Origin of the sequence: Acetobacter sp. P1H12_c, assembly GCF_018811975.1 — a bacterium.
Lineage (GTDB): Bacteria > Pseudomonadota > Alphaproteobacteria > Acetobacterales > Acetobacteraceae > Acetobacter > Acetobacter persici.
Map to the genome: position 1 here is coordinate 394,286 of NZ_JACRVR010000001.1, position 13,461 is coordinate 407,746.

The following is a 13,461-nucleotide window of genomic DNA, read 5'->3' on the forward strand; positions in this document are numbered from 1 at the left end:
TTTTCGCCTTATCTCGTCCATCCGACGGTTCTTACCAGTCCACTTCACGGAGGTCATCTCATGGCATCTTATCAATACGTCTATGTGATGAAGGACCTGACCAAGTCCTATCCGGGTGGGCGTGAGGTCTTCAAAGGCATTACGCTGTCCTTCCTGCCGGGTGTGAAAATCGGCGTTCTGGGCGTGAACGGCGCGGGTAAATCCACGCTGCTCAAGATCATGGCCGGAATTGATAAGGAATATGGCGGGGAAGCCTGGGCCGCTGAGGGCGTGCGCGTGGGCTATCTGGAGCAGGAGCCCCAGCTCGACCCCAAGCTGACGGTTGGCGAGAACGTGGCTCTGGGCTTTGGTGACCTGAAAAAGGCCGTGGATCGTTTTAACGAAATTTCCATGCGCTTCGCCGAGCCGATGAGCGATGAGGAAATGAACACCCTGCTGGCCGAACAGGCTGACCTGCAGGAAAAAATTGACGCAGGCGATGGCTGGGAGCTGGACCGCAAGCTGGAAATCGCGCTGGACGCCCTGCGCTGCCCGCCTGCTGACAGCCCCGTAGACAAGCTTTCCGGCGGGGAACGCCGCCGCGTGGCGCTGTGCCGCCTGCTGATTGAAAAACCCGACATTCTGCTGCTGGACGAACCGACCAACCATCTGGACGCAGAAAGCGTGGCATGGCTGGAAAAGACGCTGCACGATTATCCGGGCACCGTGATGGTCATTACCCATGACCGTTACTTCCTGGACAACGTGACCAACTGGATTCTGGAAATCGAGCGCGGGCGCGGTATTCCGTTTGAAGGCAACTATTCCTCTTGGCTGGAGCAGAAGCGCAAGCGTCTGGCACAGGAAGAAAAGGAAGAAAGTGCCCGCCAGCGTGCGCTGGCTGCCGAGCAGGAGTGGATTGGCTCCAGCCCGAAGGCGCGTCAGGCCAAGAGCAAATCCCGTATCGCGCGGTATGAGGAAATGCTGGCCCAGAGTGCTGAAAAGCAGAACGGGGTGGCGGACATTGTTATTGCCCCCGGCCCGCGTCTGGGTGGCACGGTGATTGAGGCCGACCACCTCAGCAAAGGCTTTGGCGATCGTCTGCTGATTGATGATCTCAGCTTCAAGCTGCCGCCGGGTGGCATTGTGGGGGTGATCGGCCCGAACGGTGCCGGTAAATCCACCCTGTTCAAGATGATTGTCGGGGCAGAAAAGCCGGATGCGGGTGAGCTGAAAATCGGCGAGACCGTAAAGCTGGGCTATGTTGACCAGTCCCGTGATGATCTGGACCCGAACAAGACCGTGTGGGAAGAAATTTCCGGCGGCACGGATGTGATCTATCTCGGTAAACGGGCTGTGCCCTCCCGCGCTTACGTGGGGGCGTTCAACTTCAAAGGGTCTGACCAGCAGAAAAAGGTCGGTATTCTCTCGGGTGGTGAGCGCAACCGCGTGCATCTGGCCAAGATGCTGCGGCAGGAAAGCAACGTGCTGCTGCTGGATGAACCGACCAACGATCTGGACGTCGATACCCTGCGTGCGCTGGAAGAGGCTCTGGGTGAATTCCCCGGTTGTGCCGTGGTCATTACCCATGACCGCTGGTTCCTTGACCGTCTGGCAACCCATATTCTGGCGTTTGAAGGGGATTCTCACGTCGAATGGTTTGAAGGGAACTTCCAGGCTTATGAGGAAGACAAGCGCCGTCGCCTGGGCCCGGATGCGACGGAACCGGGCCGTATCCGGTACCGGCCAATCTCCCGCTGATCAGGCTGGATGGATGTCTGATGCGGCATCCATCATCTGAAGCCCTTTCAGGACAGAACAACAGGACACGCTGCCGGGGGCTTCTCCGGTGGCGTTTCTGCGTTCTGGCGCAGGCGCTGCCATGCTGACGGCCCGCTCAGTCAGAACCGGGCGGCTTATGCTGCAACCCGTCACATGGCGGGATATGGATGATATGGCGGCGTTGAAGGCGGATGGCGGCGCGTTTGGCCAGATGCTCGGCGGGGTGTGCACACGCCAGAAGGCCGAGCAGGAAATGGCGGACGATATCGCTTTCTGGGCCTGCCACCGGGTCGGGATTTTCACCATCCGGGAACAGGACCGGTTTGTGGGCATGACCGGCATCCACGACAGGCCAGACGGGCGCGGCTTCGGGTTACGCTTTGCGCTGTATCCGTGGGCCAGCGGGCGCGGCATTGCGCGGGAGGCAGCCAACGCGGCCCTCAACTTTACGCATGATGCTGGCGTGAAGCGGATTATTGCCGTCGCCAAGGAGAGTAACCTTGCCTCCCGCACCATTCTGGGCGGGATTGGTATGCGTGTGTATGAGACTTTCCCGCGGGATGGCCAGACCATGCTGGTCTATGAAAGCGTGCGGGGCTGAGCGCCGGGCGAGGCGTCCGGGGTAGGGGCGGCCCTGTGGGATTTGTGCGGAGCCGCGTGCCGGAGCGCAGGCATTAAAAAAGGGCACCCCGGGAGGTGCCCTTTTTGTATCGGAGTCTGCTGACCGATTAGCCAGCGATGGTTTTAGTTGGTCGTTGCTGCGGAATGGTGCTCGATCTGGCGCTTCAGGGCGCTCAGCAGGGCATCAATATTGCCGCCATTGCGGGCGATGTAGGAGGAGTAGTCCTGACGTTGCGTCAGGCGCAGGCTGGCGCCTTCACCCACTACGTCCACCACTTTCGGGGCGCCGCCGTTATGGCTGACAATCCACTGCATGGCAGCCGGGGGCTGCTGCGGGCGGATCAGAGTTGCCTCCACAGAATCGTCTTCACCAGATTTGGAGATCGCACCAATGGTGAAGCTGACGCCACGATAGTCGCCCAGCTTATCGGTAATGGCGTTAACCAGCACTTCATGGAACAGGCCGAGATACTGCTTCTGCTGTTCCGGCGTGGCCAGTTTCCAGTAGCGGCCAAGGCAGTAACGGCCAATGGCGTCAATATCCACATCCTGCTGGATCAGCGGCAGAACGCGGGCCTTTTTTTCTGATAGCGAGACCTGACTGTTCACGATTGTGACGAGCTTGGTGCCGAAAGTTTCAATAAACTGACGTGTGCCTTCAGCCGCACGGGCGGGCAGAACAGAAAGACTGCCAGCACAAAGCAGTGCGAGAGCCCCGGTCACAAGGCGACGGCTGGAAAGAAATTTCATGTCGGCGCTATCCTTGTTGTTTTTAGTGGTACCAGGCGGGCACGGTAGCGCGATTATCATTTTTAATCGCCTCGGCCTGCGCCTTCCGCTGTTGCTGATAGGCGCTGCGGATGGTTGCGTAGGGGTCCAGTGCGTCACGCTGCAGGGCATCCAGTTCATCCAGATGCGTGGAGCGGCCGTGCACAACCCCCATCATATTATAGGCCCAGTTGAAGCTGATCAGCCCGTAGCCGCGCGGAACATAGTTCCAGGGGGACAGGCCCTGATCAATCCCGTAGCCGATGCCATCACGGAAGGAGGACGGGCCCATGGGCAGGAACAGATAAGGGCCGGAGGGGATGCCCCAGTTGGCCAGCGTCATGCCGGCATCATTATCATGATGCGGATACCCGGCCATTTTGGCAACATCAATCAGCCCGCCAATGCCAACAGACATATTGATGCACCACCGCACGAACGCATCCCCCGCGCGGCGCGGTTTCCCTGCGCCGACATCGTTAAAGAACACGGAGGGTTCGTTCATGGTGGTGATCATGTTGCCCAGAGAATTTCGGACAGGGCGCGGCACAGCCCAGACATAGGCTTTGGCCGCCGGGCGCAGAACCCAGTGATCGACCGTCATGGTCAGGTTATAGACTTTGCGGTTCAGCGGCTCGTACGGGTCATTAGCCTGCTTGTATTCCTCAAGGGCGTCCGGGTCTTTGGGTACAGGGGCCTTGATGGCGCTGCATCCCGTCAGGGCGACAAGAGTTGCGACCAGTACAGAGCCGCGTGAGGAAAAACGGCGCTGGGCCGATGAGCCTACCCGAGTCTGACCCGTATGTGCCTGACTGCGGGGGCGGAGCCGTGCACCGTTCCGTCCTGAATTCATGCCGCGTTTACCTTCACCCTGTGACGCACTCTCTAAAACCTGACCATAAGACAGGAGTCTTCTACTGCCCTCTCTACCACGAGAAACGTTCTGCGCAATGCAGGTCATCCCTGCATGAAAGGCAGGGGAGCAGAAAAGAAGCGCAGCTCAGGCCCAACGGTTTAACGGATGTGTCAATTTTTCCAATATTGTTGCGTGAATGCCGCACCCTGAGGCCTGTTAAAGGCCCCGGTCCCGTTTGATCATATCCCATGCGGCATTGATGCGGGAAATTTTGGCGGAAGCCTCGGCAATTTCAGCTTCAGAGGCTTTGCGTGATGCCATCACATCCGGGTGATACTGGCGTACAAGCACCTTCCAGCGGGCACGGAGCTCCTCGTTGGAGAGGGAGGCATCAACCCCCATCACCACATAGGCGTCTTCCTCCGCCATGGCCGGTCTGGAGCGGCCCTGTTCCGCCCGCTCCCACGCGCCCCGGCTCAGGCCAAACAACGCATGGACCCGTTGCAGGAAGAGGGTTTCCTCCTTCGTCAGCGGTTCATCCGCAGCCAGATCAGCGCGGGCAATGCCAAACAGCACACCCATCAGGTCTTCCAGCGGCTGTTTATCCTGCGCGTAGGCTGTGCCGAGTTCACGGGCGAAGGACTCGTAATCATCCGTGCGCTGCCGTGCGAGGTCAAACAGGCGGCCTACTTCGCGCATGTTTTCATCCGGTACCCGGAAGCGCATCTTGAAGGCATTGATTTCCTGCCGGTTGACCGGGGCATCACACTTGGCCAGCTTGGCGCACAGAATAATGCTGGTCAGGCCGTAGAGCTGTTCCTTCTTGCCCAGCGCTGCGGCCAGCTTGGCTGCCATGAAGGTGGCCGCGCCATTTGGGTCCGGGTTGGCCCGGGCGGCCCAGCGGTCACTCCATCCCCCGGCGGGGGGCTGAAGAAGAGTGCCTTTATCTGCGGCATGCCCCAATGCTGTCCCCAAAGCTGCGCCAACAGGTCCGCCCATGGCAAAACCTGCGACACCACCAAAAATCTTACCCCATATCGCCATGTTACCTGCTTAGCATTTTCTGGTCAGCGGCCCAAATCCGGATCGCACGTGCCGTGTTAACCAGCATAGCAGGCCGAAAGGCGGCGCGAGAAGCTGGGGGCGGGCAATACTGCCGTGAGAGCGTCAGGATTGCGCCGGGAGTGGGGGCCAGAAGGTAAAGACGGGCATGACCTCGTCAGCTTCAATCTGCAAAATTTTTCAGGCTGAGGTTTCAGTGGGGTGTGCCGCAGGCTGTTTCTGCAACCAGAGAACCGTCTGCACGCGCAGGAAAGAGGCCAGAGACTGAAAGGGAGGGCGCTCTGTGTCCATCTGCGCCACCAGAACCGGCAAGGGCTGCTGATGCTGCCGGGCCATATCTTCCAGCACACGCCAGAACTCTGGTTCCAGCGCTACGCTGGTATCATGGCCAGAGAGAATCAGGCTGCGCTTGCGGAGGTGAGCACTCATCAGGATATCGTCTCCAGCCGTGTGACGGCCCATCGGGCGGCGTCAGCCACCACCCCATCCGGGTCTTGTGTCAGGCGGTGTGCGTAAGGCAGCAAGTCTGGCAGACCGGAATTGCCAATAGCAATCAGCACATTCCGCACAAACCGGTTGCGGCCAATGCGTTTGATGGGGGAGCCGGAAAATTTCTGGCGGAAGGCGGCATCATCCAGCGTGCTCAGGCTGGCCAGATCCGGGGCTATCAGGTCCGCCCGGGGTTGCAGCTTGATCTGGCGGGAGGTTCTGGCAAACCGGTTCCACGGGCAGACGGCCAGACAATCATCGCATCCATAAATATGGGTGCCGATGCCGGGGCGGAGTTCCAGCGGAATCGGCCCGGCATGCTCAATTGTCAGATAGGAAATGCAGCGCCGGGCATCCATCTGGTAAGGGGCGGGAAAAGCCTGTGTAGGGCAGGCCGCGAGGCAGCGCGTGCAACTGCCGCATCCTCCGCCGGAGGGGGGTGAGGAGGGCAGCTCCAGTGTGGTGTAGATTTCCCCTAAAAACAGCCAGCTTCCGTGGCTGCGGGACACCAGATTGGTATGCTTGCCCTGCCAGCCCAGCCCGGCCTGCTCGGCCAGCGGTTTTTCCGCCACCGGGGCAGTATCGACAAAGACTTTAACGCCGGGAGGCTGGGGCAACGGGGTTTCAGCAGGGTGCTGGCCCGGCTCGCTGGCGTAATGCCCTGATTTGCCAGTCTGGCTGCGCAGATCCGTCTGGCGTTGTGTTGCGGCAAAGGACCGCGCTGTCTCCAGAGTACCCTCCCGGACGACAAACTGCGCCAGATGCTTCAGCATGCCTTTAATCAGGTCATGGTAGTCGCGGTGGCGGGCGTAGACGGAAATATTGCCCCGGTCCGGCTGCCTGAGTGTGGCAAGCGGATCCCCTTCCGGCGCGTAGGAGACGCCGAGCGCAATCACGGTCCGGGCGTCTGGCCAGAGTGTTGTAGGCTGGGTGCGCTGGTCTGCCCTGTCGGCCAGCCAGCCCATCTCCCCATGGTAACCTTTGGCCAGAAAATCCGTCAGCCGTTCCCGCACGTCCGGGCCAAGATGGGCCGGGCAGAAGCCAATGGCGTCAAACCCCAGAGCCAGCGCTTTTTCCCGGATTCGGGCGGCGAGTTTTTCGGCACCCTGCAGCGGCCCGGCTGAACTGGACGGACTCGCGGGAGGCGGGCTCACAGGAGACGGTCCGGGCAGAGCGGGCACAGGGCTGTTCTCAGGGGACGGGGGGAATGGCGGGCTGTGGCATTTCATCTTCCGTCCAGTCTTCCGCGGCCCAGTTGGCGCGCAGGGTGGTGGCCAGTTCGTCCAGACGGCCTTCTACAATCGCAGCCCGGATCTGGCGCATCAGGCGCTGATAATAGGCAATGTTATGCCATGTCAGCAGCATCGGGCCGAGAATTTCATTGGCCCGGAACAGATGGTGCAGATAGGCGCGGCTGTGGCGGGAGCACGCCAGACAGTCACAGTCCGGGGAGATGGGGCGGGCGTCCGTCGCGTGGCGGGCATTGCGCAGGTTGAGCGTGCCGCGTTCCGTGTAAGCGCGTGCCGTGCGGCCTGCGCGGGTGGGCATCACGCAGTCAAACATATCCACACCGCGCTGCACGCTGCCCAGCAGATCATCCGGGGTGCCAACGCCCATCAGATAGCGCGGGGCCGTGTGCGGCATGGCGGGCACGGTGGTGTCCAGCGTTGCGAACATCAGCTCCTGCCCTTCGCCCACGGCCAGACCGCCAATGGCGTAGCCTTCAAACCCGATATCCGTCAGGGCCTTCACGCTTTCGGCCCGCAGGTCCGGCTCGGTGCCGCCCTGCACAATGCCAAACTGGCCATAGCCGGTGCGCTGCACAAAGGCCTCGCGGGAGCGGGCGGCCCAGCGCATGGACATCCGCATGGAGGCCGCAATAGTTTCCGGCGGGGCTGGCAGGGCCGGACATTCATCAAAACACATGGTGATGGTGGCATCCAGCGCGTGCTGGATATCGGTCGAGCTTTCCGGCGTTAGCCGGTGGTAGGAGCCATCAATATGGGAGCGGAACGTGACGCCGTCCTGATCAAGCTTGCGCAGCGCACCCAGGGACATGACCTGAAAGCCGCCGGAATCCGTCAGGATCGGGCCGGACCAGTCCATAAAGCGATGCAGGCCGCCCAGAGCGCGCACACGCTCAGCACCGGGCCGCAGCATGAGGTGATAGGTGTTGCCCAGCACAATGCCCGCGCCTGTGGAGCGCACGGCGTCCATCGTCATGGCCTTGACGGTGCCAACGGTGCCGACCGGCATGAAGGTGGGGGTCGCGACGGGACCGTGGGCGGTATGCAGCATTCCGGCGCGGGCAGCGCCGTCTGTGCTCTCACAGGTCCAGTGGAAACGGCTCATGCGGACTCTCCCGTACGGTGGGCCTCAATGGGGCTGGCGCAGCGCAGCAGGCAGGCATCCCCGTAGGAATAAAAACGGTATCCCGTCTGGATGGCGTGGGCATAGGCCGCCCGCATCCGCTCTTCCCCTGCAAAAGCGCAGACCAGCATAAACAGCGTGGAGCGCGGCAGATGGAAGTTGGTCATCAGCATATCCACCGCGCGGAAACGGTAGCCGGGCCGGATGAAAATGGAGGTGACATCATCAAACGGATGCACAATGCCGTTCTCATCCGCCGCACTTTCCAGCAGGCGCAGGCTGGTGGTGCCCACGGCAATAATACGGCCTCCGGCTTTGCGCGCGGCATTGATGCGTGCGGCAGTTTCGGGCGTGATAATGCCGCGTTCGGCGTGCATGTGGTGTTTGGAAATATCGTTCTCCCGCACGGGCAGGAAGGTGCCCGCCCCCACATGCAGCGTCAGGGTGCAGCGGTCCGCTCCGGTTGCGTCTACAGCCTCCAGCAGCGCCGGGGTAAAATGCAGGCCAGCCGTGGGGGCGGCGACGGCCCCTTTATGGTGTTCAAAAATGGTCGCGTAGTCCCGCGTGTCCTGCGCGGTCGGGCCGTGGGGGCGATGGATATAGGGGGGGAGCGCCAGCGCGCCGACATCCTGCAAAAAGGTGTCAAACGCTGAGCCTTCCGCCGAAAAACGCAGAACCGCGCCGCCGCCTTCCTCCCGCGCCAGCACCGTGGCGGTGTGGGGGCTGCCGGTAAAGGTCAGGGTGTCCCCCACCTTCAGGCGGCGGGCATTGCGCACCAGCACATGCCATGAGGTGTCAGGCAGAATACGGTCCAGCGTGATGCCGATATGGGCCTCCCCGCGCAGGGCATGCAACTGGGCGCGGATCACGGCGGTATCATTCGCGACCAGCAGATCTCCGGCTTTCAGCAATCCGGGCAGGTCAGACACATGGCGGTCTGCCAGCGGGCCGTGGGCGGGAACATCCAGCAGGCGTGCGGCCTCACGCGGTCTGGCCGGTTCCTGCGCAATCAGGGTTTCAGGCAGGTGGAAATCAAAATCTTCGGTGCGGTCGCTCATGGTGGAAGGGGTTTACGCAATAGGGTGCGCGGACGCCAGAGGAGAGTGCAGTTTCCGGGGGTCAAACAGGCCGGAGACGGCAGGTTTTCTGGTGCGCAGTGCGTCCTGAAAACCTGTGTGGGCGGAGGGCTGTTGCCGGATCACACAGAGCGGGCATGGGTGGCCCGTGCGCATGCGGGGTTGAAGAAGAGGCTCCGCGGGGCCAGATTTCCCTTAGCAAACAACCCGATACGGAGATTAAAACGTATGTCCTATGCTCTGCTTGATGCCGCCCGCGTTGCCAAAGCGTCCAAAGTCTCACTGGATGTGCTCAAGACCAACCCGGAAACCACGGAAGCCTACCAGCGTAAAGTGATCATGATTGAACGGATTGAAGCGCTTGCCGCTGCGGCTGCGGACTCTGACGCAGGCAAGGCTGTTACGCTTACATCCGAAGAGTTCTGGCTGATCAGCCGCAACTGGTAAGAAAGGCGCACCAATGGCTTTTGTTCTGACCAGCCCCGATTTTACGGACGGGGCCACCCTGCCGCAGGCGCAGGTTTATAACGGTATGGGCCAGACGGGGCAGAATGTATCCCCGGCGCTGGAATGGAAAAACGCGCCAGCCGGAACAAAAAGCTTTGTGGTGACGGTGTATGACCCTGATGCCCCCACCGGTTCCGGCTGGTGGCACTGGGTTGTCGCCAATATTCCGTCCGGCGTGACGGCGCTGCCTGAAGGGGCGGGCTCCGGCAAAGGCGGTCTTCCGGAAGGGGCCGTGCAGGTGCGCACCGATTTTGGTGTGCCCGGTTACGGCGGGGCCGCGCCACCACCCGGCCCGGCGCACCGTTACATTTTTACGGTGCATGCGCTGGATGTGCCCGGACTGGATGTCAAACCAGACTCCAGCCCGGCGCTGGTTGGTTTTATGGTGCACCATCACAAGCTGGCCTCCGCCAGCCTGACGGCGCTCTATGGCGGCCAGAAACCCTGATGTCGGCTAGGACGTCAGGGCATCCATCAGCGGCGGCAGATACTGGTCCAGCCTGACGCGCAGCGGCATCAGATAGGCGCTGCCCTGCTCCTGTGAGAGGTCCCGCAGGACGGACTGGGCAAACTGAATATTGGCGTCCAGCGTTGGCTCAAAGTTTTTGGGGAACACCACATGGTTGGTTGTCTCCCAGTAGGAGCGGGAGCGTGGCCCGATAACCGGGGAAAGCCCCCAGAACACCTGCTCACCCAGCAGCCATTCCCGGCACAGGTCAAACAGCTTTCTGTCAAAGACCGGCTGCGTGAAAAAACCTTCCGCTCCGGCTTCTTTCTTGCGGGCAATATCCTCAAGTTCTTTCCACGGCGCGCGGCGATAGGGGTCAAACGCGGCATAAATCCGCAGATGCGGAGCTTCCTTCCGGTAGCGGCGGATAATGCTTTCCGTGCTGTTGGGGTAAGTCCGGTGGGCAAGGTCGGCCGGCGGGTCACCATGCACAACCAGCACTTCCTTCAGTCCCGGCAGATCACTGCCCGGCAGCGGCGCGCCGGGGGCGATATCAATGGCGCGCACATGCGGGATCACCGTGCCGAACTGCGGCATGGTCAGGGCGGTTGCGTCCCAGCTCCGCAGCGGGAAGCGCATCAGGTCCGGGATGTTCAGCGTATCCGCAGCGGGGAACAGGGTTTTAACGCTGGAAACATCCTGCGCCAGTGCATCCTCACTCCGGGGGATGAGTTCAACAGAAAGGCGGGAGAGACTCATTCCGCCGTCCCCGTGACCAGCAGGCGCGCTGCTGTCAGGGTATTTTTCAGCAGGCAGGCAATGGTCATGGGGCCAACGCCGCCGGGAACGGGCGTGATGCGGCCAGCAACTTTTACGGCCTCATCAAACACCACATCACCCACCAGACGGGTTTTGCCGGTTTCAGTCGTGACACGGGTAATGCCGACGTCAATCACCGTCGCCCCCGGTTTGATCCAGTCTCCATGCACCAGCTCCCGGCAGCCGGTTGCCACCACCAGAATATCGCCCTGCCGGGCGAGGGCCGCGGTGTCCCGCGTGTGGATATGCGCGATGGAAACAGTGCAGCCTTCCGCCAGCAGCAGCATGGCCAGCGGTTTGCCGACAAGATTGGAGCAGCCGATCACCACCGCGTGCTTGCCGCGCATATCGCCAAGCTGGTCCCGCAGCAGCAGCAGGCAACCCAGCGGTGTGCAGGGGATCAGGCTGGGCAGGCCAATGGCCAGACGCCCGGCATTGATTTCCCCCAGACCATCCACATCCTTTTCCGGCTGGATGGCATTGGTCACCCGGCGGGCATCCAGACCGTTTGGCAGCGGGAGCTGCACCAGAATCCCGTGAATTTCCGGGTCATGATTCAGGCGCTCGATCAGTGCGAGCAGTTCCGGCTCGGACGTTGTTTCCGGCAGCATGTGCATGAAGGAACGCATACCGGCATGGTGTGTCTGAATGGCCTTGTTGCGCACATAGACTTCACTGGCCGGGTCGTCCCCCACCAGAATGACAGCCAGGCCGGGGGTGACGCCATGCTCATCATGAAAGGTGCGGACATCCTCCCGGATCTGCTGCCGGAGGGTGGCGGCAAAGCCTTTGCCGTCAATGAGAGTAGCCTGATGGTCAGACGGAAGGGAGGAGGATGGGCTCATCGTCACTGCTGCGGTCAATCCGGAAAAAGGCGGTTGGAAGACCTGCCTGCCATACGCAAAAAAACGCAGGCAGACAATGGCAGGGCGCCATGCAGGCGGTGTGGACGGGGCGGCTGCCTGCCCGATAAAAGGCGGCCAGATGGTTGTGCCGGGCCGGGGGAAAGGGCAGCCTGAAGAGCGTCAGGACGGCCCCGGTTCATCCTTGCGGTAAGGGGAGAGTGCGCTGAGAGCGTCGGCCTCAGCCCGTATGGCCGGACGTTCTTCCGCCAGAAAGGCGGAGACGGCGGAGCGTAGAGACGTGTTTTCCAGCCAGTGGGCGGAATGGGTCAGGCTGGGTACATAACCGCGCTGAATTTTATGCTCACCCTGCGCCCCGGCCTCCACACGTTTCAGCCCATGCGCAATGGCAAAATCAATGGCGCGGTAATAGCAGAGTTCAAAATGCAGAAAGGGCCAGTCCCCCGAGCAGCCCCAGTTGCGGCCATAGAGCGTATCGCCCCCCAGCAGGTTGAGGGCGGCTGCAACAGGTGTGTCCCCGTGCCGCGCCACCATCAGCACAACGCGGTCCCCCAGACGTTCAGAAAGCAGGGGGAAGAATTCACGGGTCAGGTAAGCGCTACCCCATTTGCGGTCCACGGTGTTGCGATAGAAGGTGTAGAACGCCTGCCAGTCTGCCGGGGTAATTTCGGCACCGCGCAGGGTATGAAAGGTGAGGCCCGCCGCGTTGGCATCCCGCCGTTCCCGCTTCAGCACCTTGCGTTTGCGCGAGGCGAGGGTCGCCAGAAAATCATCAAAACTGCTGTAGCCGTGGTTATGCCAGTGATACTGCACGCCAAGGCGCGGCAGCCAGCCGTGCTGGCTGAGCAGAGTGCTTTCCTGTTCCTCACAGAACGTGACATGGGCGGAGGAAAGGCCGGTTTCTCCGCAGATCTGGCGGAGGGCATCGGCAAGAATGGTAGCGGTTTCCGGCGGGGCTGACGGGGCGCACAGCAGGCGCGGGCCGGGGGCCGGGGTGAAAGGCACCGCAACCTGAAGTTTTGGGTAATACTGCCCGCCCGCGGCTTCAAATGCTCTGGCCCAACCCTGATCGAACACATATTCGCCCCAGGAATGGCCCTTCAGATACGCCGGGCAAACGGCGGCTAGTGTGCCGTCGGGCGCGTGTAAGGTCACATGCCGGGGCAGCCATCCGGTGCGCTGGCTGACAGACCCGCTGTCCTCCAGCGCGGAGAGAAAGGCGTAGCTGACAAACGGGTTGTCAGCCCCGGCACAGGAGTCCCACGCGGTCTGGCCTATGGCGGCAAGGCCATCATGCAGGGAGACAGACCAGTCAGACATACCGGCCCCCTGTTATTCAGCCGATCTCAAACAGGCCTTCAACTTCAACCGGCGCATCCAGCGGCAGGGAGGGCACGCCCACGGTGGAGCGGGCATGGCGTCCTGCATCGCCAAAGACGTCAACGGCCAGATCGGACGCACCGTTCATGACGGACGCATGAGCGGTAAATTCGGGCGTGCAGGCAATAAAGCCGCCCAGACGCACTACGCGCTTCACGCGGCTGAGGTCGCCCACAGCAGCTTTGACCTGCGCAATGACGTTGATCATGCTGTAGCGCGCGGCTTCCACAGCGGTATCCACAGCAACGGCGTCGCCCAGCTTGCCGGTTGCAAACAGCTTGCCGTCCGCCAGCGGGAGCTGACCGGAGACAACCAGCAGATTGCCCGTCTGCACGCAGGCCACGTAGTTGGCAACCGGTGCGGCAGGGGTAGGCAGCGTGATGCCGAGATCTTTCAGGCGGGCTTCAGGCGTGGTGCTCATGAGAGACTGATCCTTAATGA

The 13,461-nt window shown here is 61.6% G+C and carries 16 protein-coding genes; 5 read left to right on the plus strand and 11 right to left on the minus strand.

Annotated elements, in window-relative coordinates:
* The first annotated feature begins 60 nt into the window (after positions 1-60).
* Both ettA and KP699_RS01875 read left to right on the plus strand, forming a co-directional pair.
* Positions 61-1,740 (plus strand): energy-dependent translational throttle protein EttA, encoded by a 1,680-nt coding sequence (gene ettA, locus KP699_RS01870; protein WP_077930558.1) that lies wholly within the window; start codon positions 61-63, stop codon positions 1,738-1,740.
* 124 nt (positions 1,741-1,864) lie between these two features.
* Positions 1,865-2,362 (plus strand): GNAT family N-acetyltransferase, encoded by a 498-nt coding sequence (locus tag KP699_RS01875; RefSeq protein ID WP_077931714.1) that lies wholly within the window; start codon positions 1,865-1,867, stop codon positions 2,360-2,362.
* Positions 2,363-2,505: 143 nt separating this feature from the next.
* Here KP699_RS01875 and KP699_RS01880 read toward each other — a convergent pair whose 3' ends face one another.
* The 7 genes from KP699_RS01880 to queA form a co-directional block, all read right to left on the minus strand.
* Entirely contained in the window at positions 2,506-3,132 is a 627-nt protein-coding gene (locus KP699_RS01880; RefSeq protein ID WP_025826337.1) for a phospholipid-binding protein MlaC, read from the minus strand.
* Between the two features lie 22 nt (positions 3,133-3,154).
* The gene (locus KP699_RS01885; RefSeq protein ID WP_025826336.1) at positions 3,155-4,003 is read right to left on the minus strand and encodes a VacJ family lipoprotein; all 849 of its coding nucleotides are present in this window, start codon (positions 4,001-4,003) and stop codon (positions 3,155-3,157) included.
* 219 nt (positions 4,004-4,222) lie between these two features.
* Positions 4,223-5,050, minus strand: a complete 828-nt coding sequence (locus KP699_RS01890; RefSeq protein WP_077930557.1) for a TerB family tellurite resistance protein — start codon at positions 5,048-5,050, stop codon at positions 4,223-4,225.
* A gap of 198 nt (positions 5,051-5,248) precedes the next feature.
* Positions 5,249-5,497, minus strand: a complete 249-nt coding sequence (locus KP699_RS01895) for a ribbon-helix-helix domain-containing protein (RefSeq protein WP_077930556.1) — start codon at positions 5,495-5,497, stop codon at positions 5,249-5,251.
* On the minus strand, positions 5,497-6,711 hold the full coding sequence (queG, locus tag KP699_RS01900) for a tRNA epoxyqueuosine(34) reductase QueG (RefSeq protein ID WP_374196855.1): 1,215 nt from the start codon (positions 6,709-6,711) through the stop codon (positions 5,497-5,499). The genes KP699_RS01895 and queG overlap by 1 nt, the downstream gene beginning before the upstream one ends.
* Before the next feature lie 37 nt (positions 6,712-6,748).
* Positions 6,749-7,909 carry a tRNA guanosine(34) transglycosylase Tgt gene (tgt, locus tag KP699_RS01905; protein WP_025826334.1) on the minus strand — a complete coding sequence of 387 codons (1,161 nt, stop codon included), beginning with the start codon at positions 7,907-7,909 and terminating at the stop codon, positions 6,749-6,751.
* Complete coding sequence (gene queA, locus KP699_RS01910; RefSeq protein WP_215761436.1) at positions 7,906-8,985, minus strand: tRNA preQ1(34) S-adenosylmethionine ribosyltransferase-isomerase QueA; 1,080 nt, start codon at positions 8,983-8,985, stop codon at positions 7,906-7,908. Before queA ends, tgt begins: the two co-directional genes overlap by 4 nt.
* 246 nt (positions 8,986-9,231) lie before the next feature.
* Between queA and KP699_RS01915 the strand changes: the two genes are divergently transcribed.
* Both KP699_RS01915 and KP699_RS01920 read left to right on the plus strand, forming a co-directional pair.
* Positions 9,232-9,450, plus strand: coding sequence for a hypothetical protein (locus KP699_RS01915; RefSeq protein WP_025826330.1), 219 nt, complete (start codon positions 9,232-9,234; stop codon positions 9,448-9,450).
* Positions 9,451-9,463: 13 nt separating this feature from the next.
* On the plus strand, positions 9,464-9,958 hold the full coding sequence (locus KP699_RS01920) for a kinase inhibitor (protein WP_212377211.1): 495 nt from the start codon (positions 9,464-9,466) through the stop codon (positions 9,956-9,958).
* Between the two features lie 6 nt (positions 9,959-9,964).
* Here KP699_RS01920 and KP699_RS01925 read toward each other — a convergent pair whose 3' ends face one another.
* Entirely contained in the window at positions 9,965-10,717 is a 753-nt protein-coding gene (locus KP699_RS01925; RefSeq protein ID WP_215761437.1) for a methylenetetrahydrofolate reductase, read from the minus strand.
* Positions 10,714-11,622, minus strand: coding sequence for a bifunctional methylenetetrahydrofolate dehydrogenase/methenyltetrahydrofolate cyclohydrolase (locus KP699_RS01930; RefSeq protein WP_215761516.1), 909 nt, complete (start codon positions 11,620-11,622; stop codon positions 10,714-10,716). Before KP699_RS01930 ends, KP699_RS01925 begins: the two co-directional genes overlap by 4 nt.
* Positions 11,623-11,698: 76 nt before the next feature.
* Between KP699_RS01930 and KP699_RS16595 the strand changes: the two genes are divergently transcribed.
* Positions 11,699-11,833 (plus strand): hypothetical protein, encoded by a 135-nt coding sequence (locus KP699_RS16595; protein ID WP_256442265.1) that lies wholly within the window; start codon positions 11,699-11,701, stop codon positions 11,831-11,833.
* Here KP699_RS16595 and KP699_RS01935 read toward each other — a convergent pair.
* Both KP699_RS01935 and KP699_RS01940 read right to left on the minus strand, forming a co-directional pair.
* The gene (locus KP699_RS01935; protein WP_215761438.1) at positions 11,803-12,960 is read right to left on the minus strand and encodes a GNAT family N-acetyltransferase; all 1,158 of its coding nucleotides are present in this window, start codon (positions 12,958-12,960) and stop codon (positions 11,803-11,805) included. The two genes, KP699_RS16595 and KP699_RS01935, sit on opposite strands and share 31 nt — an antisense overlap.
* Positions 12,961-12,976: 16 nt before the next feature.
* Positions 12,977-13,441, minus strand: coding sequence for a RidA family protein (locus KP699_RS01940; protein ID WP_077930550.1), 465 nt, complete (start codon positions 13,439-13,441; stop codon positions 12,977-12,979).
* Positions 13,442-13,461: the final 20 nt, after the last annotated feature.